This window comes from Streptomyces sp. NPDC004752, assembly GCF_053601275.1.
This window is the reverse complement of the sequence record NZ_JBSGBN010000076.1, coordinates 1-23,279: the sequence shown is the minus strand read 5'-3', so window position 1 is coordinate 23,279 and position 23,279 is coordinate 1. Positions and strand designations below refer to the sequence as shown.

The following is a 23,279-nucleotide window of genomic DNA, read 5'->3' as shown; positions in this document are numbered from 1 at the left end:
GGACGGGTTCGGGCGGCCGATCGGTGCCGGGTCCCCGCAAGCGGCCGGGTGGCGGTGCCGTCGCCCGCTTTCGGGTGACCCCGGCAGCCCGGTGACCGGGAGCCGAGCGGTGGATGTCCGACGATCGCATCGGCCGGGCCGACGGGCCCGCGCCCTTGTCCGCCGGGAGAACACCGCCGGGAGATCACCGTGCACATCCTGCTCGTGGCCAGCGCCTTCAACAGCCTCACCCAACGCGTCCACGCCGAACTGCGTGACGGCGGACACACCGTCGCGGTGGAACTCGCCCTCCCCGGCGACCGTCTGACCGAGGCCGTCGACCGCCACGACCCACACCTGATCATCGCCGCGATGCTGACGACGGCGATCCCCCGCGAAGTATGGACGGTGCGGCCCTGCTTCATCGTGCACCCCGGCCCGCTCGGGGACCGCGGCCCCTCCTCGCTGGACTGGGCCATCCACGAGGGCGCCGAGGACTGGGGTGTCACGGTCCTACAGGCGCAGGAGGAGATGGACGCCGGTGCCGTGTGGGCGACGGCCGACTGCCCGCTGCCCCCGGTGGCCAAGAGCGACCTGTACCGGGGCGAGATCGCCGACGCCGCGCTGGCCGCCGTCCTGTGCGCCGTGGAACGCTTCGCCTCGGGCACCCACCGGCCCCTGCCACAGGGGAGCGGGCGCACCCGGCCCTACCTCGACCAGAGCGTCCGGCGGATCGACTGGGCCGCGGACTCCACCCTCGACGTCCTGCGCAAGCTGCGGGCCGCCGACTCGCGGCCCGGTGTACTGGACGTCCTGTACGGCGAGGAGTGGTACCTGCACGGCGGCCACCCCGAGTACCGGCTGCACGGCGCGCCGGGAGCCCTGCTGGCCACCCGGACCGGCGCGGTCTGCCGGGCCACCGCCGACGGCGCCGTGTGGATCCCCGAACTGCGTCGCAGACGGGTCCCGGGGCAGCCGCCCGCGGTGAAGCTGCCGGCGGTGACGGCCCTCGGAGACCGGCTGCCCGCTCTGCCCGAGTTCGCGCCCGCCCCGACGGCGGACGCCGACAGTTGCGACTGGAGCGACGTCCGCTACCGGGAGGACGGCGACGTCGGCTTCCTGGAGTTCTCCTTTCCCGGCGGCGCCATGAGCACCGCGCAGTGCCGGCGCCTGCTCGCCGCCTACCGGGAGGCGTGCGCCCGCCCCACCGCCGTACTGGTGCTGGGCGGCCGGCGCGACTTCTTCTCCAACGGCATCCACCTCGGCGTCATCGAGGCCGCCCCGGACCCCGCCGCCGAGTCCTGGGCGAACATCAACGCCATGGACGACCTGGTCGAGGCCGTCCTGACCACCACGGACCGGCTGGTGGTCGCCGCCCTCGCAGGCAACGCCGCCGCCGGCGGCGTGCCGCTCGCCCTCGCGGCCGACGAGGTCTGGTGCCGCTCCGGAGCCGTGCTGAACCCGCACTACCGGCTCATGGGTCTGTACGGGTCGGAGTACTGGACGTACTCGCTGCCCCGCCGGGTGGGAGCGGCGGCCGAGCGACTGATGGCTCAGGCCCTGCCGATCAGCGCCGCGGGCGCCCTGCGGGCCGGCCTCGTCGACCGGGTGATCGAGTGCGGGCCCGGGGACTTCGCCGCACGGACGGCCCAGCTGGCGGCCCGGCTCGCCACGATGCCGGGGACGCCGTCGCGGCTCGCGGCCAAGAAGGCGGAACTGGACCGCCAGGAGTCCGTGGAGCCGCTGTCCCTGTTCCGGGCGCGGGAACTGGACCGGATGCGCCGCACCTTCGACGACCCGGACGCCCCCTACCACGCGCTGCGCCGGGCCTTCGTACGCAAACAGCGCCCGTCCGGCACACCGCCATATCTAGCCCGCGCCACCGGCCCGCGCGCCGGTACGGAGCCGGGCGGGCGGCCCGGAGCCCGCGTCACTGGAACGGACCGCGCCGACCTCTCATCGCCCGCGGACGCCTGATAGCAAGAAACGTGGCAGTCGATATGTCTGCCTTCGTCCCCTACCTCCCCGAGGAGGCGGTCCCATGACTCCGGCCACGCCCAGCAGTGCCGCGACGACGCACGCCGGTGGCACGTCCGCCGACGAGACGCCCACGATCCACATCCTCTGGATCAACGCCGGGCTGAGCTGCGACGGCGACTCGGTTTCGCTGACGGCCGCCATGCAGCCGAGCATCGAACAGATCGCACTCGGCGTGCTGCCGGGGCTGCCGAAGATCGAGGTGCACTGGCCCCTCATCGACTTCGAATGCGGTCCGGTCGGCGGCGCCGACACGTTCATCGAGTGGTTCTTCAAGGGAGAGCGGGGCGAGATCGACCCCTTCGTACTGGTCGTGGAGGGATCCGTACCCAACGAGGCGATCAAGCCCGAGGGCTACTGGTGCGGCTTCGGCGACAACCCGGAGACCGGCCAGCCGGTCACCACGAGCGAGTGGATCGACCGGCTCGCGCCCAAGGCCCTCGCGGTCGTCGCCATCGGCACCTGCGCCACCTACGGCGGCATCCACGCCATGGCGGGCAACCCGACCGGCGCGATGGGCGTGCCCGACTACCTCGGCTGGAACTGGAAGTCCAAGGCGGGCATCCCCATCGTGTGCGTCCCGGGCTGCCCCATCCAGCCCGACAACTTCGCCGAGACCCTCACCTACCTGCTCTACCAGGCGGCGGGCTCCGCCCCGATGATCCCCCTGGACGACAAGCTGCGCCCGGCCTGGCTGTTCGGCGTCACCGTGCACGAGGGCTGCGACCGGGCCGGCTACTACGAGCAGGGCGACTTCGCCGAGACGTACGACTCGCCCAAGTGCTCCGTGAAGCTCGGCTGCTGGGGCCCCGTCGTGAAGTGCAACGTGCCCAAGCGGGGCTGGATGAACGGCATCGGCGGCTGCCCGAACGTCGGCGGCATCTGCATCGCCTGCACCATGCCCGGTTTCCCCGACAAGTTCATGCCGTTCATGGACCAGCCCCCCGGCGCCACCCTGTCCACCAAGGCCAGCGGCGCCTATGGCGCGGTCGTGCGCCGACTGCGCCAGGTCACCCAGCAGACCGTCGACAAGGAGCCCAAGTGGCGCCACACCGGCCGCAAGATCACCACCGGGTACCGGCCGCCGTGGTGACCACCACCAGGTACCGACCGCCGTGGTACCACCACCAGCGGCCCGCCCCCGTCCCCGACCCGTTCGCATCCCCGGCACCTCCCGCTCGCAGAAGGGCATGACTGACACGATGGCACCGACGACCAAGGCGGCCCGCGACGGAAGCGGCCTGATCGAGATGTCCTGGGATCCGATCACCCGGATCGTGGGCAGCCTGGGCATCCACACGAAGATCGACTTCAAGCGGAAGCGGGTCGCCGAGTGCTACAGCACCTCGTCCGTCTTCCGCGGCTACAGCGTCTTCATGCGCGGCAAGGACCCACGCGACGCCCACTTCATCACCAGCCGCATCTGCGGTATCTGCGGCGACAACCACGCCACCTGCTCGGTGTACGCGCAGAACATGGCCTATGGCGTGAAGCCCCCGCACCTCGGCGAATGGGTCATCAACCTGGGCGAGTCCGCGGAGTACATGTTCGACCACAACATCTTCCAGGAGAACCTGGTCGGGGTCGACTACTGCGAGAAGATGGTCAAGGAGACCAACCCGGGCGTCCTCGAACTCGCCGAGCGCACCGAGGCGCCGCACGCCGCGGAGCACGGCTACCGCACCATCGCCGACATCATGCGGTCCCTCAACCCCATGGAGGGCGACTTCTACCGCGAGGCACTCCAGGTCAGCCGCTACACCCGGGAGATGTTCTGCCTGATGGAGGGCCGCCATGTGCACCCCTCCACGCTCTACCCGGGCGGCGTCGGTACCAACGCCTCCGTACAGCTCTTCACGGACTACCTCAGCCGCCTGATGCGCTACGTGGAGTTCATGAAGCGCGTCGTCCCGCTCCACGACGACCTGTTCGACTTCTTCTACGAGGCCCTGCCCGGCTACGAGGAGGTCGGCCGGCGGCGCGTCCTGCTCGGCTGCTGGGGAGCGCTCAACGACCCCGAGTACTGCGACTTCACCTACGCCAACATGACGGACTGGGGCCGGCGGATGTTCGTCACCCCGGGCATCGTGGTCGACGGCAAGCTCATCACCACCGACCTCACCGAGATCAACCTGGGCATCCGCATCCTGCTGGGCAGCTCCTACTACGAGGACTGGCAGGGCAAGGAACAGTTCGTCACGCACGACCCGCTCGGCAACCCGGTCGACCCGCGCCACCCCTGGAACCAGCACACCATCCCCGCCCCGCAGAAGCGGAACTTCGACGACAAGTACAGCTGGGTGATGTCGCCGCGCTGGTTCGACGGCAAGGACCACCTCGCCCTGGACACCGGCGGCGGCCCCCTCGCCCGGCTGTGGACCACCGCCCTGGCCGGCCTGGTCGACACCGGCGGGGTGCGGGCCACCGGCCACAGCGTCGTCATCAACCTGCCGCGCACCATGACCCGGCCCGAGACCACCTTCGAGTGGAAGATCCCGAAGTGGAGCAACGCCCTCGAACGCAACCGGGCCCGCAGCTACTTCCAGGCATACACCGCGGCCCTCGCCCTGCACTTCGCCGAGAAGGGCCTCGAAGAGGTCCGCGCCGGACGGACCCGGACCTGGGAGAAGTTCGAGGTCCCCGACGAGAGCATCGGCGTCGGATTCTCCGAGGCGGTCCGCGGCCTCCTCTCCCACCACATGGTGATCCGCGACGGCAAGATCGCCAACTACCACCCGTACCCGCCCACCCCGTGGAACGCCAGCGTCCGGGACCCCTACGGCACGCCCGGCCCCTACGAGGACGCCGTGCAGAACACCCCCATCTTCGAGGAGAACCCGCCGGACAGCTTCAAGGGCATCGACATCATGCGCGCCGTGCGCAGCTTTGACCCCTGTCTGCCGTGCGGCGTCCACATGTACGTCGGCGACGGCCGGACCGTCGAGAAGATGCATGTGCCCACCGGCCTGAGCGGACTGGGCGGATGAGCGCCACCACGACACCCGCGCACGCGGAGCGGGCCGGCCGGCGCATCGAGGAGGTGCTCGACCGGCTGTCCGCCACCGCGGACCCGGCCGCCGTCGCCGCGGCCGAGGAACTCGTGCGCTGCCTCATGGAGTTCTACGGCGCGGGACTCGCCCGGATCCTCGAACTGCTGTCGGCCCCCGAGGACCGGCGCCGCGCCGAGGCCCTGCTCGGCGACGAACTCGTCGCGAGCCTGCTGCTCCTGCACGACCTGCACCCCGAGGACCTGAACACCCGCATCGACCGTGCCCTGCACGGCATCGACGGCGTCACCGGCGTCGGCCGCGGCGGCGCCGACCTGACCGTACTCGGCTTCGACGAGGCGACCGGAACGCTGCGGCTGCGCGCCTCGTCCGGCGGGGGCTGCGGCTGCGCCGACGGCGCACCGGACGTGCGACGGGCCGCCGAGGACACGCTCTCGTGCTTCGCCCCCGAGGTCACGGCCGTCGAGGTGCGCACCGAGCCGAGCCCCAGGGAGCCCGCGCTGCTGCAGATCGGCACCCGCCCCGGGGCCGGTGCATGACCGTGACCCCGGCCCCGGCCCCGACGGCACGGGCGGGCCGCGGCCTGCGCCGGTTCCTGACCGAACGACCCGCCGAGCCCGAACGCTGCGGACTGTGCGCGACACCAGTGGCGGACACGGACCACCGCCACCTCGTCGACACCGAGCGGCGGTCCCTGGTCTGCGCCTGCCCGGCCTGCTTCCTGCTGATGGAACGGCCGGGCGCCGCCGCAGGCCGCTTCCGCACCGTCCCCGCCCGCTGTCTCACCGACCCGGGCCACCGCCTCGACGACCGCGCCTGGGACACCCTGCGCATCCCGGTCGGCGTCGCCTTCCTCTTCCGCAACACCGCCCTCGACCGGCTCGTCGCCCTCTACCCGAGCCCGGCCGGCGCCACCGAGAGCGAACTGGAACCGGAGGCATGGACCACGGTCCTCGGCGAGAGCGCACTCGCCGGACTGCTCGAACCGGACGTCGAGGCACTGCTGCTGCGCCGCACCGACGACGGCTGCGCCTGCTACCTGGTGCCGATCGACCTCTGCTACGGACTGGTCGGCCGCATGCGGCTGTTGTGGCAGGGCTTCGACGGCGGGGCCGACGCCCGGGCCGCTCTGGACGCGTTCTTCGCCGACATCGAGCACCGGGCCCGGCCCGTCACCGCAAAGGACCGGCCATGACCGAACTCTCCTTCACCTGCACCGGGGTGCGCGCCGACCGCTACGCGGCCGGGCCGACCCTGGTGTTCCGGCTGCGCGTCACCACGCCCGGCGACGAGCCCGTGCACGCCCTGGCGCTGCGCTGCCAGATCCGTATCGAACCCGCCCGGCGCGGCTACGACCGCGCCGAGAGCGACGGGCTCGTGGACCTGTTCGGCGAGCCGTCCCGCTGGGGCAGCACCCTGCAACCGGTGCAGTTCGCACAGGTCCCGCTGATGGTGCCCGGCTTCACCCGGGAGACCGAGACCGACATCGTCGTGCCCTGCACCTACGACATGGACATCGCCGCCACCCGCTACCTCGCCGCGCTCGACGGCGGTGACGTGCCGCTGCTGATGCTGTTCTCCGGAACGGCGTTCACCGGAGCCGGCGGCTTTCGCGTCGAACCCGTCCCCTGGGACCGGGAGGCCACCTTCCGGATGCCGGTCACGACCTGGCGCGAGATGGTCGAACAGCACTTCCCCGGCTGCGGCTGGATCCGGCTGCCCCGCGCCACCATGGACGCCCTGCTGGCCCACCGCTCGCGCCGGGCCCTGCCCTCCTGGGAGGCGACCGTACGGGACCTGCTCGCCCAGGCCGCGCCCGCACCGGGATCCGCCCTCACCAGCACGACCGGAAGGACCGCTTCGTGAGCGTGACCGCGTTCGCCCCGCAGACCGAGGCGCGCCTGGCCCTCGCCCGGCAAGTGGCCGACGCCGTCCTCTTCGAGGGCTATGTGCTCTACCCCTACCGGGCCTCCGCCGCGAAGAACCGGCTGCGCTGGCAGTTCGGTGTGCTGGTGCCGCCCGGCTGGGGCGCCGAACGCGAGGAACACGCCTTCCAGCACACCGAGTGCCTGCTGGAGCCCAAGGCCGGCGCCACCCTCGCCGTGGAACTGCGCTTCCTGCGCGCCCGCCGCCGCACCGTCCAACGGGCCTGCGCGGACGGCCGGTTCGAGACCGTCCCGGAACTGCGCCTGGCGGACCGGGTGCTGGTCCCCTGGGACGAGGGGGTCGAGGAACGCGTCGAGGCGGTCGTACCGGTCGCCGACCTCCTCGCCGCGGACGTCACGGTCCCCTTCGAGCGGCCCGCGGGCACCGAGCACGAGACCGTCCTGGACCCGGCGGGCGTACCGGCCGGCCGGACCGTCCACCGGTACGAGCCGCTGACCGGCCGACTGCGGCTGTCGGCCCGCGAACTCGACGGCCCCTACCGGGTCGTGCGGCTGACCGCCGTCGTCGAGAACACCGACGACTGGACCCCACCGGACGGCCACGCCGCCGACCGCGACGCGGCACTCCCGCGCTCCCTGGTGGCCGCCCACCTCCTCATGGCCGTGGACGGGGGATCGTTCCTGTCGATGACCGACCCCCCGCAGTGGGCCAGGGACGCGGTCGCAGCCTGCCGCAATCTGCACACCTGGCCGGTCCTGGCCGGTGAACCGGGCCGCGCGGACGTGGTGCTGTCCTCGCCGATCATCCTGGAGGACCACCCGGCCATCGCCCCCGAGAGCCCCGGCACGCTCTACGACGCGACCGAGATCGACGAGATCCTCGCGCTGCGCACCGCCGCCCTCACCGACGAGGAGAAGCGCGAGGCGCGGGGCACCGACGAGCGGGCCGCCGCCGTGATCGACCTGGCCGACTCCATGCCGCCCGAGGTGCTGGAACGCCTGCACGGCGCGGTCCGCGGCCTGCGCGAGGTGACCCGCCCGGCCACCGGGACCGGATTCCCCGACGAGCACGGTGTGCCGCGGCCGGACACCCCGTGGTGGGACCCGGCGGGTGACGCCGGGTTCGACCCCGACCATGACAGTGTCCTGGTGGCCGGCCGGCCGGCGGGCGTCGGCAGCCGCCTCGTGCTGCGCCCCGGGCCGCGCCGCACCGACGCCCAGGACCTGTTCCTGCACGGGCGCACCGCGACGGTCGAGGCCGTGCTGCACGACGTGGACGGCGTGGTGCACATCGCGGTCACCCTGGACGGCGACCCGGGCGCCGACCTGCGCCGCGCACAGGGCCGCTTCCTGTACTTCCAACCGGACGAACTCGCCTGGCCCGAGGACGGCGCATGAGCGCGCGCCCCGCGACCGGCCGGGTCCTCGTCGCCGGCATCGGGAACGTCTTCCTCGGCGACGACGGCTTCGGCGTGGAGACCGCCCGCGTCCTGGCCGGCCGCCCACTGCCCCGCCATGTCGAGGTCGTGGACGTCGGGGTCCGCGGAGTGCACCTCGCCTACCAACTCCTCGACGGGTACGACACCCTGATCCTGGTGGACGCCACCGCCCGCGGCGGACCACCGGGCACCCTCTACATCATCGAGCACGACAGCGTCCCCACGGCCGACCCGGCGGGCGCCCCGCTGGACGGCCACCGCATGACCCCGGACGCCGTGCTCGCCCTGCTCGGCACCCTGTGCGCCGGCACCGGCGGACGGCCACCGCGCCGCACCCTCGTCGTGGGCTGCGAACCCGCATGTGTGGCCGAGCGGATGGGGCTGAGCGGGCCCGTGTCCGACGCCGTGCCGCAGGCCGTCCAGCTCGTCGAGGACCTGCTGGGCGCGTCCCCCGAGCCACGTCCGCTGGCCGGCGAAGCCGCGAAGTGAGGAGAGACCCATGAAGAAGATCGTCCTCGGCGCCCTGGCCGCCGTGGCCGTCGCGCTCGTCGTGCAGTCGCTGCCCGACCTCCGGCGCTATCTGCGCATCCGCAGCATGTGACGACAGGCCCCGGCGAGGCGCGCTGCGGCAAACGACGGACGCGGCCCGACCCGGCGGCGTGCCGGGCCACCGGCTCCGCACCCCGCGCCTCTAATGGGACGCGGCCGTTCGCGCACATACGCCCCGCGCTCGGTGCACGCACGGCCCGCCGGGACGGAGACAGATGCACGAGATGTCCATCGCGCTGGCGGTGATCGACCAGGTGGCGGAGGCGGCCGAACGGGCCGGCGACGTCACCGCGGTGCGCTCGGTACGGCTCCAGGTGGGCGAACTGGCCGGCGTCGTACCGGAAGCCCTGACCTTCTCCTTCGAACTGGCCTGCGCCGGGACCGTGTTGGAAGGCGCCGAACTGGTCGCCGACACGGTGCCCGGACGGGCCCGCTGCGCGCCCTGTGACCACGAATGGGCCGTCGGCATGCCGCCCCGGCTGAGCTGCCCGCGCTGCCGGGGCGCGACCGCCGACCTGCTGTCCGGCCGCGAACTGCGCATCGTCGCGGTGCGCTGGGAGGACGGCACGACGTCGGCATCCACCCGTGAACCGAGCGAGGAGCGCTGAACCATGTGTCGTGCGATGGATCTGCACCAGTCCGTGCTCGCCAGGAACGACGAGTCCGCGCACGCCCTGCGCGCCCGGCTCGCGGCCCGCGGCACCACGGTCGTCAACCTGCTCTCCAGCCCCGGCAGCGGTAAGACCGCGCTGCTGGAGCATGAACTCACCCTGGCCCGCGAGCGGTCCGTGCCGGTCGCCGCGCTCACCGCCGACCTCGCCACCGAGAACGACGCGACACGGCTCGCCCGTTCCGGCGCTCCGGTCAAGCAGATCCTCACCGACGGGCTGTGCCATCTGGAGGCCGGGATGCTCGCCCGGCACATCGAGGACTGGCTGCCCAGGCCCACGCGGCTGCTGTTCGTGGAGAACGTCGGCAACCTCGTCTGCCCGGCCTCCTACGACCTCGGCGAGACCCTGCGGGTGGTCCTCGCCTCGGTGACGGAGGGCGAGGACAAACCGCTGAAGTACCCCACCGCGTTCGGCCTCGCCCACCTGGTGGTCGTCACCAAGACCGACATCGCCGCGGCCGTCGACTTCGACGAGGCGGCGTTCCGTGCCCATGTCGAACAGGTCAACCCGGGCGTCGAGGTGGTGCTGACCTCGGTGCGCGGGCGGCGGGGGCTCGGCATCCTGCTGGCCCGGGCCCTGGCCGCCGCGGACGGCGCCCCGCCGCACACCCCCGTCATGGCCCGCAGCCCGCATGAGCATGTGGGGCATGAGCATGTGGGGCACGAGCATGTGGGGCACGAGCATGTGGGGCACGAGCACATCGGGCACGAACACGTAGGGCACGAGCACATCGGGCACGAGCACGTAGGGCACGAGCACCCAGGGCACGCCCACGCCGCGGTCCCGTCCCGCTCGTGAGCGTCACCGGGGCCCCGGGCGGGACGGTCCTGCGCCGCCGGGTCACCGTGCGCGGCGTGGTCCAGGGCGTCGGCTTCCGGCCGTACGTCCACGCCCTCGCCACCTCGCTCGGCCTGACCGGACACGTCACCAACACCCCCGACGGCGTGGTCGTCGAGATCGAGGGCGGCCCCGAGGCCGTCGACCGGTTCTGCGCCCGCCTCGCGCCGGGCGCCCCGCCGCTGGCCCGCGTCGACGGCGTCGACCACCAGGACGTGCCCGCCGCCGGCGACGGCGCGTTCACCATCCTCGCCTCCCGGTCCGGCGGCCGGCCCGGCGCGCTGATCCCCCCGGACACGGCGACCTGCCCGACGTGCCTCGGTGAACTGGCCGACCCCGCCGACCGGCGCCACCGCCACCCCTTCGTCAACTGCACCCACTGCGGGCCCCGCTTCACGATCGTGACCGGCCTGCCCTACGACCGGGCGCACACCACGATGGCCGATTTCCCGCTGTGCCCGCGCTGCGCCCGCGAGTACGCCGACCCCGCCGACCGGCGCTTCCACGCCCAGCCCGTCGCCTGCCCGGACTGCGGCCCGCGGCTGCGCCTGCTCCTTCGCCCTCCGCGGGTCGACGGCGCCATCGAGGAGAGCACGGACCCGGACCCGGTGTCCGCGGCGCGCCGACTGCTGGCCCGGGGAGCGGTCCTCGCGGTGAAGGGGCTCGGCGGCTACCACCTGGCCTGCGACGCCACCGACCCCGAGGCCGTCGCGCTGCTGCGGCGCCGCAAGGCGAGGGGCGACAAGCCGTTCGCGGTCATGGCACGCGGCCCCGACGACATCGAGCATCTGGTGTCGCTCACCGCCGCGGAGCGCGAACTGCTCGGCGGTGCGGCCCGTCCGATCGTGCTGCTGCGCCGCCGCGCCGACGCCGGGTCAGCACGATCGGGCGGACCGCGCCCGGCCGAGCAGGTCGCGCCCGGCAGCCCCGACCTCGGCGTCATGCTGCCCTACACCCCGCTGCACCACCTCCTGCTGGGCCTGCCGGGGGATCCCGAGGGCCCCCGGCTGCTCGTCCTGACCAGCGGCAACGTGTCCGGCGAACCGATCGTCACCGACGAGGGGGAGGCCCTGGAGCGGCTCGCGCACCTGGCCGACGCCTGGCTCACCCACGACCGGCCGATCCAGGTGCCGTGCGACGACTCCGTGGTGCGGCTGTGCGACGGGAAGCCGCTCATCGTGCGCCGCGCCCGGGGCTATGCGCCACTGCCGCTGGACCTGCCCGTGCCGGTGCGCCCGGCCCTCGCGGTCGGCGGCGACCTGAAGAACGCGTTCTGTCTCGGTCAGGGGCGGCGGGCCTGGCTGTCGGCCCACATCGGCGACATGGACGACCTCGCCACCCAGCGCGCCTTCACCCGTGCCGTGGCACAGCTGGAGTCGATCACGTCGGTGCGGCCCCGGCTTCTCGCGGCCGACCGGCACCCCGGCTACCGCTCCGCCCAGTGGGCCGTCCGCAACGCCGCGGGACGCGGGGTGGTCCGCGTCCAGCACCACCACGCGCACATCGCCGCCGCAATGGCGGAGCACGGACTGGACGGCACCAGGCCGGTGCTCGGCGTCGCCTTCGACGGCACCGGACACGGCGACGACGGAGCGGTGTGGGGCGGGGAGTTCCTGCTCGCGGACTACGCCGGCTTCCGCCGCCTCGGGCACCTGGCCTACGTACCCCTGCCCGGCGGCGACGCCGCCGTGCACCGGCCCTACCGCATGGCGCTTGCGCACCTGCGCGCGGCCGGGCTCGACTGGTCCGCCGACCTGCCCTGTGTGACCGCCTGCCCCTCCACCGAACTCACCGTGCTCTCCCGGCAGTTGGAGCGAGGCATCAACTGTGTGCCCACCTCCAGCATGGGCCGCCTCTTCGACGCGGTGTCGTCCCTCGCCGGCGTCTGCCACCGGGCCGGGCACGAGGCGCAGGCCGCCGTCGCACTGGAGGCCGCCGCGCTGTCCGCGCCCGGCGGGGACACCACCGCCTACGCCTTCGCCGTGCGTGAGCCCGGAGCCGGTGACGGTCCGCTGCGGGCCGACCCGGCGCCCGTCCTGGCCGCGGTCGTCGACGATCTGCGGGCCGGCCTTCCCGCGGCGTCGATCGCGGCCCGCTTCCACCGCGCCGTCGCCCGCCTCGTGCACCGCGTCTGCCTGCGGGCCCGGGACCGCCACGCGGTGGACACCGTCGCCCTCACCGGCGGCGTGTTCCTCAACTCCCTGCTCTCCTCGGCCTGCGCCGCGGCCCTCGCCGCGGACGGTCTCACCGTGCTGCGCCACCACCTGGTCCCGCCCGGCGACGGGGGACTGGCCCTCGGGCAGCTGATGGTGGCCGCCCGGGCCGGCGACCCGAGCGGGACGACCCCCTGACGACCGACGCACACCCCACAGCGAGGAGAGGCCCATGTGCCTGGCGGTACCCGGCAGAGTGCTGGACATCGACGAACGGGACGGCACCCGGGTGGCCACCGTCGACTTCGGCGGCGTGGTCAAGGAGGTGTGCCTGGAATACCTGCCCGACCTTCAGGTCGGCGAGTACGCCATCGTGCACGTCGGCTTCGCCCTGCAACGGCTCGACGAGGAGTCGGCCCGGCAGACGCTCGAACTCTTCGCCGAACTCGGCATGCTCCAGGAGGAGTTCGGCGACCCCTGGGAGGCGGCCGCGGGCGCCGCGCCCGCCGGCGAGGAGGCGCACCGGTGAAGTACATCGACGAGTTCCAGGACCCGGAGCTGGCCCGGCGGCTGCTCGACGAGATCCACGCCACAGTGAGCAGGCCATGGGCGCTGATGGAGGTCTGCGGCGGGCAGACGCACTCCATCATCCGGCATGGCATCGACCAACTCCTGCCCGAACAGGTCGAGTTGATCCATGGTCCGGGCTGCCCGGTGTGTGTCACACCGCTGGAGGTCATCGACAAGGCCCTGGAGATCGCCGCCCGCCCCGAGGTGATCTTCTGCTCCTTCGGCGACATGCTCCGGGTGCCCGGGACGGGCCGCGACCTGTACCAGGTGCGCGGGGAGGGCGGCGACGTACGGGTCGTCTACTCGCCGCTGGACGCCCTGCGGATCGCACGGCAGAACCCGGACCGCGAGGTGGTGTTCTTCGGCATCGGCTTCGAGACCACCGCGCCGCCCAACGCGATGACCGTCCACCAGGCCCGCAGGCTGGGCATCCGCAACTTCAGCCTGCTGGTCTCGCATGTGCGGGTGCCCCCGGCCATCGAGGCGATCATGGGCTCGCCGAGCTGCCGGGTGCAGGCATTCCTCGCCGCCGGGCACGTGTGCACCGTCATGGGCCTCGGCGAGTATCCCGAGCTGGCGCAGCGCCACCGCGTGCCCATCGTCGTCACCGGCTTCGAACCGCTGGACATCCTGGAAGGCGTACGCCGGACCGTGGCGCAGCTCGAACGCGGCGAGCACACCGTCGACAACGCCTACCCGCGGGCCGTGCGCGCCGAGGGCAACCCCGCCGCGAAGGCCATGCTGGAGGACGTCTTCGAGGTCACCGACCGCTCCTGGCGGGGGATCGGCGTGATCCCCGACAGCGGCTGGCGACTGTCCGGCAGATACCGCGACTACGACGCCGAACTGCGGTTCTCCGTCGACGGCATCCGCACCCAGGAACCGGCCGAGTGCCGCAGCGGCGAGGTGCTGCAGGGCCTGCTCAAGCCCCATGAGTGCGAGATGTTCGGCACCCGCTGCACCCCGCGCACCCCGCTCGGCGCCACCATGGTCTCCAGCGAGGGCGCCTGCGCCGCCTACTACCTCTATCGACGCCTTCAGACCACGCCCGCGCCCCGGGAGGCGAGCCCCGTTGCCTGACACCACCGACACCCTGGACATCACCGGCTGGACCTGCCCGGCCCCGCTGCGCGAGAGGCCCCGCGTGGTCCTGGGCCACGGCGGCGGGGGCACACTCTCCGCCGAACTGGTCGAGCAGGTCTTCGTACCCGCCTTCGGCGGGGCGGCCCTCGCCGAACTGGGCGACGCGGCCGCGCTCCGCCTGGGCGGGGTCCGGCTGGCCTTCTCCACCGACTCCTTCGTGGTGCGGCCGCTGTTCTTCCCCGGCGGCAGCATCGGCGACCTCGCCGTCAACGGCACCGTCAACGACCTCGCCATGAGCGGCGCCCGGGCCGCCTACCTCTCCTGCGGATTCATCCTGGAGGAGGGGGTGGAGATCGAGACCGTCTCCCGGGTGGCCGAGGCGCTCGGCGCCGCCGCGCGGACCGCGGGCGTGGAGGTCGCGACGGGCGACACCAAGGTGGTCGAGTCCGGGCACGGCGACGGCGTCTTCGTCAACACGGCCGGCATCGGCCTGATCCCGGCCGGTGTCGATCTGCGCCCGGCCCGGGTGGTGCCCGGTGACGTGGTGATCGTCAGCGGGCCGGTCGGGGTGCACGGCGTGGCCATCTTGAGCGTGCGCGAGGGCCTGGAGTTCGGGGTCGAGATCGTCAGCGACTGCGCGGCGCTCGGCGGCCTGGTGGCGGCCATGCTCGCCGTCACCCCCGATCTGCACGTCCTGCGCGATCCCACCCGCGGGGGGCTCGCGGCCTCCCTCAACGAGATCGCGTCCGCGTCGGGCACCGGTGTCGTCATCGCGGAACGCGATGTGCCGGTCCCGCCGGCCGTGGCCGGTGCCTGTGCCGTGCTGGGCCTCGACCCCTTCTACGTCGCCAACGAGGGCAAACTGGTGGCGTTCGTCCCGCGCGAGCACGCCGATGCAGTGCTGGCGGCGATGCGGGCCCATCCGCTGGGCGCGCAGGCCGCGATCATCGGCGAGGCGGTGGCGGAGCACCCCGGGATGGTGGTGGCCCGCACCGGTCTCGGCGGCACACGGGTGGTCGACATGCCGCTCGGGGAGCAGCTGCCGCGGATCTGCTGAGCGGCCCTTGGTGTGCGAGCCGCCGGGCTCAGTGGAAGTCCGGCGGCTGGAGGACGGCCAGTGTGCCGTGCGCCTGGCGCAGGGCCAGCTCCAGCGCGGTCGGGGCGTGCAGGGCGCCCGATCCGTCCGGCGGGACCAGCCATTCCATGAGCCCGGCCGGACGGTACGGCGGGGGCACCGCGACCCAGGCGCCTCTGCTCGCGTGCCGCAGCCCGGCCCCGACCCAGTGGCTGCCCGGATCGGGCGGCAGAAAGAAGCCGACCCGGTGGGCGCTGCCGTCCGCGAGCGTGGGGCCCGGCAGCGGCAGGGACGGGCTCCACAGCAGGTCGAGGGTGAGCAGCCCCAACTCGTCGGGGACGCTGAGCACGTCCCAGTAGCGCCCCGCCTCCAGGAGGGCGATGCCGTCGCCCTGGTCCCACTCCCGCTTGCAGGCCCGGGGGTCGCAGGAGGCCGCCGCCAGCCATTCCACGCCCCGCATCCACATCACGTCCGTCATCTGCCGCTCCGGCTGCCGGGCGCACGAGAGGGCCGCACCGTACGGCACACCAACCCGGCATATGCAGCATCCTTGTAGATATTTCTAAGCCGGGGATAGGGTGGCGCGCCCTGGCGCTTTTCGGCAGACACTCTGGTACTCGGATCGGGCGTCTCGACCTTCGATTCCACCGGCACGGTCGCTCGTCTCCACCGGTGCCGTCGCTCGTCCGAAGCTGATGCGGACGTCCGCTGCCGGCGTGACTCACCCGGAGGGCAGCGGGGTGAGGACCAGCATGGTGGCGTCGTCCCGGACGGCGTCGGTGTGGTCCAGGAGGTCCGCCCACACGCGGGCGGTCAGCGCGGCCGGGTCCTCGGCGGCGAGCGAGCGAAGCCGCTCGCCCAGCGGGTAGAAGGCGCCGGAGGCGTCCCGCGCCTCCCACACCCCGTCCGAGGCCAGGAACAGCCGGTCACCGGGCTCCAGACCCACGGTGACCTCCTTGGGCGGATCGACCCCGAACGGGCCGAGGCCCAGCGGGATCCCCGGGCTGACACCGATCTCGCGGGCCTGACCGTGGCGCAGCAGTATCGGCGGCGGATGCCCGCGGACCACGATCCGCACCGCGCGGACGTCGACGGAGAACTCCAGCAGCACGGCGGTGGCGAACATCTCGGCGTGCCGCTCGCCCGCCGAGTCCGCCGTCAGCCTGCGGTCCAGCCGGGCCGCGACCCCCTCCAGATCCGGCTGGTCGAGCACCGCCTCCCGGAAGGCTCCGAGCAACGACACCACGGTGGGCACGGTGGCCAGCCCGTGCCCCTGCACATCGGCCATCACCGCCCGTACCCCGTACGGGCCGTCGCGCACGTCGAAGAAGTCCCCGCCGACCAGCGTCCCGCGCTGGGCGGCCCGGTACAGCCCCGAACACCCGATGTCGCCGACCCGTTCCGGCAGCGGGGGCGCGATGGCCCGCTGCACGGCCCGCCCGACCGTGCGCTCGGTGACCAGTTGGGCGTCCCGCCGACCGCGCACGTAGGAGACGAACACACTCAGCAGGACGACGAAGACGATGGTGAGCAGATCGGTGTTGCCGGGCCGGTTCAGATGGGTGGCCGGCACGTTCAGCACGACGACCACCAGGGCTCCCATGACCGCCGTGGCCAGCGGCCCGTACGACAGGACGGTGAGCGGCGGGATGGCCCCCAGCAGGAAACCGATGTCGAGCGCGTTGCGGCTGAGCAGCGTGGCCGTGGTGACCGCCGCGAGCAGGGCGACCGGCAGCACCCGCACCCAGCGCGGCGGCGGCGCTCCCCGCAGCCAGCCGCGCTCGTCCCGGAACCGGCGCCGGGGCCGGCCGCGGACCGTTCTCACACGCCCACGCTACGCCCGGCCCCGGCACACGGCCGCCCGCGAGCCCCCGGGCCGCCGCCGGAGAACCGGAAAAAGCAGTGGACCCGGAGCCCGGCCGCGCCTAGCGTGGCGGCGCACGCCCGAGACACGACGAAGGAGGCGAGTGCCATGTGGTTGACCCTCACCCAGCGCTCCCTCCCCGTAGCCCCGGCGTGCCACGTCTGACCTGACCGGGAGCGCACCCTTACGTACGCATCCCGGAGGAATCCGTGACCGATCCGGTCATTCGGACGCTCGACGGGCACACCGTCCATCTCTTCGACACCCTGCCCGACCCGCTGCGCGCACGCGAGGCGCACCGGCTGACCCGGCACCGGCCCGACTGGAAGCGGGTGGCCCTGCGCGACGGCCGGGTGGTGGGGCGGACCCGACGACTCGCGGCCCCGCGTGGTCGACTGGTTCGACGTGGCCGAGGGCCAGGAGGAAGCGGGGGCCGCACTGCTGCGGACCGCGCCCTGGCAGGTCGACGACCTTGAGTTCAACCTGCCCGGCGGCTGGCGCGACGTGCCCGCAGCACGCAAGGCCGCCGCCGAGATCCGCTTCGCCGCGGCGCGGGCGGCCGGCTACCGGCACCTGGTCGAGCGCTTCGTCTACCGGTGGACGCCGCCGTGCGGACTGCCCGCACGGCCTGGACGGCTCGTCTTTGGGCCCGAACCCGACGACGCGGTGTTCTTCGACGCGCTGCGCCGCATCCACTCCGTCACCCTGGACGCACACGCCCGCAGGGCGATCGAGAAGGGCGGAGTGGAGCCGGCCGCCCAGGAGGAGATCGACTTCTTCCGGTGGTGTCCGTCGCCGCGCGCCTGGTGGCAGGTCGCGCACACCCCGCAGGGCGAGCCCGTCGGCATCCACATTCCCGCGCACAACCCCGAGGTGCTCTGCATCGGCTTCATCGGGGTACTGCCGGAGCAGCGCGGACACGGATACGCCTACGACCTGCTCGCCGAGTGCACCCACTACCTGGTCGAGCGCGGCGCCACGGCCATCGCCGCGGCGACCGACCGGGGCAACTTCCCCATGGCCGCGCACTTCTCCCGGGCCGGATACCCCGTCGTACGCGAACGGGTCCATTTCCATCGCCATCCCCAGGCCGATGTCAGGGGCGAGTGACATCCTTACGACGGGCTGAACTGGGCTGAACAGGGCTGAACTGGGCTGAACGACGAAGGACGGCGGAGGCGGGCATGGGGTTCGACGGCGATGTCTGGTACGTGCGCGGCGGGGACGAGGCGGTCGGCGAGATCCTGATCGACGAAGCCGACTTCCCGTGGCTGTCCGGGCGGTTCACCCCCGGGCCGGCCTTCGCCTCAGTCCGTGATCTGTTCGCCCGCGAACTCGCCCTGACCGACGAGGACGACGAGGGACACCGGGAGCGTTGGGAGGGCGTCCAGGACGAGATCCGCCGACGGGTCCGACTGATCTCCCCGGACGGCCCGGTCCCCGAGTTCCTGCTGCACATCGAGGGGGACCGGGCCTGGTTCCGCTGGAGCGACGAGCCGTTCGAGAAGGAGGGGGAGGACAGGGCCTAGGCCCGGTCGGCGGTCCGGTCGCCGCGCAGGGAGTCGGCGGCGGCGAGGATCTCGGTCACGGTCAGGGCGAAGGCGGCGTCACACGGGTGCGGACGGCCCGTGCGCGCGGCGTCCAGCAGCGCGTCCACGGCCCGGCCGTAGGCCGACAGGGCGTCGCCCGCGCTCTGAGGCAGCGTGCTCACTCCCGCATCGCCCCGCAGTTCGACGGTGGCGCCCGCCGCCGCCGGCGGGGCGGTCAGGCTCAGCGTCAACGTGCTGGAGGCGCCGCCGAGATGGTCGAGGACCACATGCGCGGTGTCACCGGGCCCGTGCGCCGCCGCGGTCACCCGGCGCACCTCGCCCAGTACCGGCAGCAGCACGGACAGCGCATGCGGCCCGACATCCCAGAGGGCGCCCTTCTCCCGGCGCCACGGCGACGCCCCGAACGGGCTGTCCGTCGTCAGCACCGAGCCCAGCCACTGCGCCCGCGCGGTGAACCAGCCGCCCCTGCCCGCCTGTTCGGCGATCCAGGCGTCGGCCTCGGGCTGGAACCGGATGGTGAAGAACACCACGGAGGCGACCTGGGCCTCCCGAGCGGCCTCGACCACCTCGCGGCCGTGCGCCACCGTGGCGGCGAGCGGCTTGTCGAGCAGCAGATGGCGCCCCGCGCGGGCCGCCCGCGCGGCGAGCACGGCCTGGACATCCGGCGGGAGCGCGACGGCGACCGCGTCCACGTCGGCGAGCAGGTCGTCCACGTCGTCGTAGGCCCGGGTGCCGTGCCGGTCCGCCAGCTCGGCGGCGGCTTCCGCGCGCCGTCCCCACACTCCGGTGAACTCCACCTCGCCGTGCCCGCTCAGGGCGGGGGCGTGGACCATCTGTGCCCAAGGGCCGGTGCCGAGCAGTCCGATGCGCATCGCGCTGCCTCTCCAGGGGGCGGAGCGTGACGACCGGCGCGGGTCGCCGGTCCTGGGTGAGGGTTTCACAGATCGTCCGTGTGTGGGCTTACCGCGAGCACGGCACAGTCCCTAGGATGTACTCCCTGTTATCACCGGCCAGTTGACACGGTACGTACCGGGGGAACGATGCACACGGGAAGCCAGCCGTCCAGGGAGATCGACCCCACCGTGCCGACGGCCGCGCGGATGTACGACCACTACCTCGGCGGCAAGGACAACTACGCGGCCGACCGGGCGGCGTGCGAAGAGCTGGACAAGGTGGTGCCGAGCACCCGGCGGCTCGCCGTCAACAACCGCCGCTTCCTGCAACGCGTCGTGCGGACCCTCGCCCGGGACCACGGCATCCGGCAGTTCCTCGACCACGGTTCCGGGCTGCCCACCCAGGACAATGTGCACCAGGTCGCGCAGTCCGTCGACCCCACGTCCCATGTCGTCTACGTCGACAACGATCCCATGGTGCTGGTGCACGGCCGGGCACTGCTGGAGCAGGACGAGCGCACCGCCGTCATCCAGGCCGACATGCGCGACACCGACGCGATCCTCGGGCACCCCGAGACCCAGCGGCTCATCGACTTCTCCCAACCGGTGGGCGTGCTCTTCGTGTCGGTCATGCACTGTCTCCCCGACAGCGACACCGACGGCCCGCCCGCCCTGTCCCGCCGGGTCGCCGAGCGCCTCGCCCCCGGCAGCTTCCTGGTGATGTGCCAGCTGGTCAGCGAGGATCCCGAGGTCCGCGCGTTCGTCACCGACTTCATGGACCGGACCACCCAGGGCAACTGGGGCCGGGTGCGGCAGGAGAAGGACGTCGCGGAACTCTTCGAGGGCCTGGAGATTCTGGAACCGGGCCTGGTCGAGGTGTCGACCTGGCGTCCGGACTCGGAGGTGGCCCCGCGCCAACTCACCCACGAGTGGATTGAGTTCGGGGGCGTCGGCCGCATCGGCTAGCCGGACATCCGCGCAAACGGAGGCGGGCCGTGCGCGCACGGCCCGACCGGTGTTCTCAGCGGCCCGGGTAACGCTCCGTCATGATCCGGCCCAGCAGGTCCACGGACTGCCGCGGCTGCAACGCCTCGTCGGCCAGCCGGTCCAGGGCCACCCGGTACTCCTCGGTCTCGTCCCGGTCCTCAAGGAAGTTGGCGCTCCTGATGTGCTCCAGATAGACCACATCGGGCAGGTCGAGCCCGCCGAACCGCAGATAGGTGACGGGGATCGAGGGCGCCGAGGCGTTCGTCACGTCCAGCGGGACGATCTGCAGGGTGACATGCGGCCGCTGCGCCGTCCGCAGCAGGTGCTCCAGTTGTTCGCGCATCACCTCGGGGCCGCCGAGGACGCGCAGCAGTACCGACTCGTCGATGATCACCCACACCTGGGGAGTATCCGGGCGCTCCAGCAACTCCGCCCTCCGCATGCGCAGTTCGACACGCCTGCGCACCTCGTTCTCGGGCGCCGTCGGAAGGCCCCGCCGCACCACCGCGCGGGCATAGGCGGGCGTCTGCAACAGCCCCGGAACATACTGGATCTCGAACGTACGGATCGCGACGGCGGCCTCCTGCAGACCGACCAGCCGGTCGAACCACTCGGGCATCAGCCGCTTGTCGTACCGCTGCCACCAGCCCGGCTCCCCGGCTCGCCCGAGCAGCCTCAGCAGGACCGCGGCCTCGTAGGCGTCCGTGCCGTACAGCGTCAGCAGGGCCCGGACATCGGCCTCGGACGGGGGCCGTCGGCCCTTGCCGGACTCGATACGGGACAGCTTCGCCGCGCTGAAGCCGACGGCCCGCGCCGCCTGCTCCTGGGCCAGCCCCGCGTCCTCACGAAACCCCGCCAGTTGGACGCCGACCAGCATTTTCAGCAAAGTCGGGGCGGGTTCGGCCCGGTCCAGATAGGGTTCGAGGCGGGAGACGCGAGGGGACTCGGCTGACATCCTTGCTCCCGGCAGACCGGCGGCGGAGACCGTCAGGCTAGCGCACGCGGCGCACCTCGGACCATGTCCCCGACATAGAGGGGACGTTGGGCTCCGGGGAGGTGCGCCGCGGGAGAGTGCGGCTACAGCAGATGGTCGAACTCGCCCTCCTTCGCGCCCGCCAGGAAGGCGGCCATCTCGGCGGGCGTGTAGACGAGCGCGGGCCCGTCCGGGTCGCGGGAGTTGCGGACCGCGACATAGCCGCCGGTCAGGGCAGCGACCTCCACACAGTTGCCCTCGGCATTGCTGCGCCTGCTCTTGATCCACCGGGCGTCCAGCGAACTGGCTCGCACCCCGTTCGGCACGGATGACATCACAGCCTCCTTGCGTGTTCATGTCCCGCCCGGGGAGCGGACAGCTCGCCTGCCGCGAGGCCGCCGGGAGCGGGACCAGGGTTCCCTACCCACTTTTCGCGCAATTTCCCGTGCAATTGCACACAGGCGCTGTTGACATGGATAATAACGACGACGTCAGCCCGTAGCCGGCCGGCGTTCATGACCTGACAGCGAATCAGGGAGATGTCGTGTCATCGCCTGCGTCCCGGACCCATCCCTTAAGCACCCGGCGGACCGAACCTGCGACGCCAGCGCTTCGGGCGCCGGCGGCCACGCCGCTGGCCGCCGTCGACGAGGTGCCCTGGCGCGAGATCAAGGACTCCACCGGATCCGCCGAGGGCATCCCGCTGCTGCTCCACGCCATCGCCGGTGCCGACGAGGACCGGGTCCGACAGGCGCTCGGCGAACTGCGGGAGCGGATCTGCCAGTACGGGTTCGTCGTGGAACAGGCCACGGCCGCCACCGTGCCCTTCCTCTGGGAACTCGCCCAACTGCCCGGCCTCGCCTGCCGCGCCCAGATCATCGAACTCCTCGGCAGTATCGCGGCGGCACGCCAGTGGGAGGACACGGCCGCCGTCTACCCCAAGCTGCTCAACCACCGGGAGAACCACGTCGTCTGGGAGCGCAACGCCCGGGAGGCGGTCCGGTCGGGCCGCGGCCTGATCCGTCACCTGCCGTCCGCCGACGGACCCGAGGTCGCCCGGGCGACCAGCGAACTGGCCCGCACACTGGGGGAGTAGCCGTCCTCCTCCCCGTCCGGCATGCCCACGGCACCGGAGTACGCGCCAGGGGCGGGCGTAGGACCGGAACGGCAGGGCAGGGAGCGCTTGCCCAACCGGTACGGCCACCGGAGAGGAACACGGTCGACGGCCTTGTCGTCGCAGAGCTCACTCGACGAAGGCATGGTCGTCGCAGAGCCCGCTCGACCACCTCCACCGCGACGAACACCCGTCGCGCACCAGGGCGTTCGTGGTGGCAGGCGGACTGCCGCTCGCCGGATGACGGCCGCACCGGCCGCCGTACGCCCCCGGCGGGAGCGCCGGTTTCACGTGCTGTGGGGGGAACGTCCACCAGGAGCGGCGCCGGTCCTTACACTCGTCAGCTGTGCCCATGTCCATGGGCCGTGCTCGGAAAGGCGCTTTGACGGGTGTTCCAGGATTCCCCCATCTACGACCGACTCGTCGCGGAACGCGGCGACATACCCGCGAGAGTGCGCAGTGAGGCCGACCGCCTGCGCAGGGAAGTGGAGGCGGTCATGCTGCCGCTGCGGTCGCCGGGGCCGCCCGGTGCCGCGCTGCCGCCGCCCCCGGCCCCGCCCTCACAGTGGCAGCGCGGGCACCCGCTGCCGGGTACCGGAGCGCCCTGAGCC

24 protein-coding genes and 1 pseudogene are annotated in these 23,279 nt (G+C 72.8%); 20 read left to right on the top strand and 5 right to left on the bottom strand.

The features are described from left to right. Nucleotides 1–189: 189 nt before the first annotated feature. The 15 genes from ACWEKM_RS28205 to hypE all read left to right on the top strand — a co-directional run bounded on the left by ACWEKM_RS28205 (nucleotide 190) and on the right by hypE (nucleotide 15,269). On the top strand, nucleotides 190–1,956 hold the full coding sequence (locus tag ACWEKM_RS28205) for a hydrogenase maturation protein (RefSeq protein WP_451624053.1): 1,767 nt from the start codon (nucleotides 190–192) through the stop codon (nucleotides 1,954–1,956). 64 nt (nucleotides 1,957–2,020) lie between these two features. Beyond that, a complete protein-coding gene (locus tag ACWEKM_RS28200) occupies nucleotides 2,021–3,109 on the top strand; it encodes an NADH-quinone oxidoreductase subunit B family protein (RefSeq protein ID WP_451624052.1) in 1,089 nt (362 codons plus the stop codon). Nucleotides 3,110–3,218: 109 nt separating this feature from the next. Continuing rightward, nucleotides 3,219–5,003: a nickel-dependent hydrogenase large subunit gene (locus tag ACWEKM_RS28195; RefSeq protein ID WP_451624072.1), complete on the top strand. Its 1,785-nt coding sequence runs from the start codon at nucleotides 3,219–3,221 to the stop codon at nucleotides 5,001–5,003. After that, on the top strand, nucleotides 5,000–5,563 hold the full coding sequence (locus ACWEKM_RS28190; protein ID WP_451624051.1) for a hypothetical protein: 564 nt from the start codon (nucleotides 5,000–5,002) through the stop codon (nucleotides 5,561–5,563). Before ACWEKM_RS28195 ends, ACWEKM_RS28190 begins: the two co-directional genes overlap by 4 nt. Continuing rightward, the gene (locus tag ACWEKM_RS28185; RefSeq protein WP_451624050.1) at nucleotides 5,560–6,219 is read left to right on the top strand and encodes a DUF5947 family protein; all 660 of its coding nucleotides are present in this window, start codon (nucleotides 5,560–5,562) and stop codon (nucleotides 6,217–6,219) included. The genes ACWEKM_RS28190 and ACWEKM_RS28185 overlap by 4 nt, the downstream gene beginning before the upstream one ends. Further along, nucleotides 6,216–6,890 carry a DUF6084 family protein gene (locus ACWEKM_RS28180; RefSeq protein WP_451624049.1) on the top strand — a complete coding sequence of 225 codons (675 nt, stop codon included), beginning with the start codon at nucleotides 6,216–6,218 and terminating at the stop codon, nucleotides 6,888–6,890. The genes ACWEKM_RS28185 and ACWEKM_RS28180 overlap by 4 nt, the downstream gene beginning before the upstream one ends. Further along, nucleotides 6,887–8,308 carry a hypothetical protein gene (locus tag ACWEKM_RS28175; protein ID WP_451624048.1) on the top strand — a complete coding sequence of 474 codons (1,422 nt, stop codon included), beginning with the start codon at nucleotides 6,887–6,889 and terminating at the stop codon, nucleotides 8,306–8,308. Before ACWEKM_RS28180 ends, ACWEKM_RS28175 begins: the two co-directional genes overlap by 4 nt. Further along, entirely contained in the window at nucleotides 8,305–8,838 is a 534-nt protein-coding gene (locus ACWEKM_RS28170; RefSeq protein ID WP_451624047.1) for a hydrogenase maturation protease, read from the top strand. Before ACWEKM_RS28175 ends, ACWEKM_RS28170 begins: the two co-directional genes overlap by 4 nt. Nucleotides 8,839–8,848: 10 nt before the next feature. Then, nucleotides 8,849–8,950: a DUF6893 family small protein gene (locus ACWEKM_RS28165; protein ID WP_451624046.1), complete on the top strand. Its 102-nt coding sequence runs from the start codon at nucleotides 8,849–8,851 to the stop codon at nucleotides 8,948–8,950. Between the two features lie 163 nt (nucleotides 8,951–9,113). Beyond that, nucleotides 9,114–9,506 carry a hydrogenase maturation nickel metallochaperone HypA/HybF gene (locus tag ACWEKM_RS28160; RefSeq protein ID WP_451624045.1) on the top strand — a complete coding sequence of 131 codons (393 nt, stop codon included), beginning with the start codon at nucleotides 9,114–9,116 and terminating at the stop codon, nucleotides 9,504–9,506. Between the two features lie 3 nt (nucleotides 9,507–9,509). Next, nucleotides 9,510–10,367 carry a hydrogenase nickel incorporation protein HypB gene (hypB, locus tag ACWEKM_RS28155; RefSeq protein WP_451624044.1) on the top strand — a complete coding sequence of 286 codons (858 nt, stop codon included), beginning with the start codon at nucleotides 9,510–9,512 and terminating at the stop codon, nucleotides 10,365–10,367. Continuing rightward, on the top strand, nucleotides 10,364–12,757 hold the full coding sequence (gene hypF, locus ACWEKM_RS28150; RefSeq protein WP_451624043.1) for a carbamoyltransferase HypF: 2,394 nt from the start codon (nucleotides 10,364–10,366) through the stop codon (nucleotides 12,755–12,757). Before hypB ends, hypF begins: the two co-directional genes overlap by 4 nt. Before the next feature lie 34 nt (nucleotides 12,758–12,791). Further along, on the top strand, nucleotides 12,792–13,088 hold the full coding sequence (locus ACWEKM_RS28145; RefSeq protein WP_451624042.1) for a HypC/HybG/HupF family hydrogenase formation chaperone: 297 nt from the start codon (nucleotides 12,792–12,794) through the stop codon (nucleotides 13,086–13,088). Continuing rightward, nucleotides 13,085–14,209 carry a hydrogenase formation protein HypD gene (gene hypD, locus ACWEKM_RS28140; protein ID WP_451624041.1) on the top strand — a complete coding sequence of 375 codons (1,125 nt, stop codon included), beginning with the start codon at nucleotides 13,085–13,087 and terminating at the stop codon, nucleotides 14,207–14,209. Before ACWEKM_RS28145 ends, hypD begins: the two co-directional genes overlap by 4 nt. Continuing rightward, nucleotides 14,202–15,269, top strand: a complete 1,068-nt coding sequence (gene hypE / locus ACWEKM_RS28135; RefSeq protein WP_451624040.1) for a hydrogenase expression/formation protein HypE — start codon at nucleotides 14,202–14,204, stop codon at nucleotides 15,267–15,269. Before hypD ends, hypE begins: the two co-directional genes overlap by 8 nt. Before the next feature lie 28 nt (nucleotides 15,270–15,297). Here the strand turns inward: hypE and ACWEKM_RS28130 are convergent, their stop codons facing one another. Next, nucleotides 15,298–15,765, bottom strand: a complete 468-nt coding sequence (locus ACWEKM_RS28130) for a hypothetical protein (RefSeq protein ID WP_451624039.1) — start codon at nucleotides 15,763–15,765, stop codon at nucleotides 15,298–15,300. Nucleotides 15,766–16,008: 243 nt separating this feature from the next. After that, on the bottom strand, nucleotides 16,009–17,112 hold the full coding sequence (locus tag ACWEKM_RS28125; protein WP_451624038.1) for a PP2C family protein-serine/threonine phosphatase: 1,104 nt from the start codon (nucleotides 17,110–17,112) through the stop codon (nucleotides 16,009–16,011). 248 nt (nucleotides 17,113–17,360) lie between these two features. Here ACWEKM_RS28125 and ACWEKM_RS28120 point away from each other — a divergent pair. Next, nucleotides 17,361–18,261 (top strand): annotated as a pseudogene (locus tag ACWEKM_RS28120) (GNAT family N-acetyltransferase). Between the two features lie 74 nt (nucleotides 18,262–18,335). Then, on the top strand, nucleotides 18,336–18,680 hold the full coding sequence (locus ACWEKM_RS28115; RefSeq protein ID WP_451624037.1) for a hypothetical protein: 345 nt from the start codon (nucleotides 18,336–18,338) through the stop codon (nucleotides 18,678–18,680). Here the strand turns inward: ACWEKM_RS28115 and ACWEKM_RS28110 are convergent. Further along, a complete protein-coding gene (locus tag ACWEKM_RS28110) occupies nucleotides 18,677–19,573 on the bottom strand; it encodes a Gfo/Idh/MocA family protein (protein WP_451624036.1) in 897 nt (298 codons plus the stop codon). The two genes, ACWEKM_RS28115 and ACWEKM_RS28110, sit on opposite strands and share 4 nt — an antisense overlap. Nucleotides 19,574–19,741: 168 nt before the next feature. Here ACWEKM_RS28110 and ACWEKM_RS28105 point away from each other — a divergent pair, with 168 nt between their 5' ends. After that, nucleotides 19,742–20,560 (top strand): SAM-dependent methyltransferase, encoded by an 819-nt coding sequence (locus ACWEKM_RS28105; protein ID WP_451624035.1) that lies wholly within the window; start codon nucleotides 19,742–19,744, stop codon nucleotides 20,558–20,560. 55 nt (nucleotides 20,561–20,615) lie between these two features. On the opposite strand, the gene ACWEKM_RS28100 is transcribed toward ACWEKM_RS28105, so the two are convergent. Then, a complete protein-coding gene (locus tag ACWEKM_RS28100) occupies nucleotides 20,616–21,536 on the bottom strand; it encodes a helix-turn-helix domain-containing protein (protein ID WP_451624034.1) in 921 nt (306 codons plus the stop codon). Nucleotides 21,537–21,658: 122 nt separating this feature from the next. Next, a complete protein-coding gene (locus ACWEKM_RS28095; protein ID WP_451624033.1) occupies nucleotides 21,659–21,889 on the bottom strand; it encodes a DUF397 domain-containing protein in 231 nt (76 codons plus the stop codon). A gap of 209 nt (nucleotides 21,890–22,098) precedes the next feature. On the opposite strand from ACWEKM_RS28095, the gene ACWEKM_RS28090 reads away from it, so the two are divergent. Beyond that, nucleotides 22,099–22,650: a hypothetical protein gene (locus tag ACWEKM_RS28090; RefSeq protein WP_451624032.1), complete on the top strand. Its 552-nt coding sequence runs from the start codon at nucleotides 22,099–22,101 to the stop codon at nucleotides 22,648–22,650. Between the two features lie 407 nt (nucleotides 22,651–23,057). Next, nucleotides 23,058–23,276 carry a hypothetical protein gene (locus ACWEKM_RS28085; RefSeq protein ID WP_451624031.1) on the top strand — a complete coding sequence of 73 codons (219 nt, stop codon included), beginning with the start codon at nucleotides 23,058–23,060 and terminating at the stop codon, nucleotides 23,274–23,276. Nucleotides 23,277–23,279 lie beyond the last annotated feature (3 nt).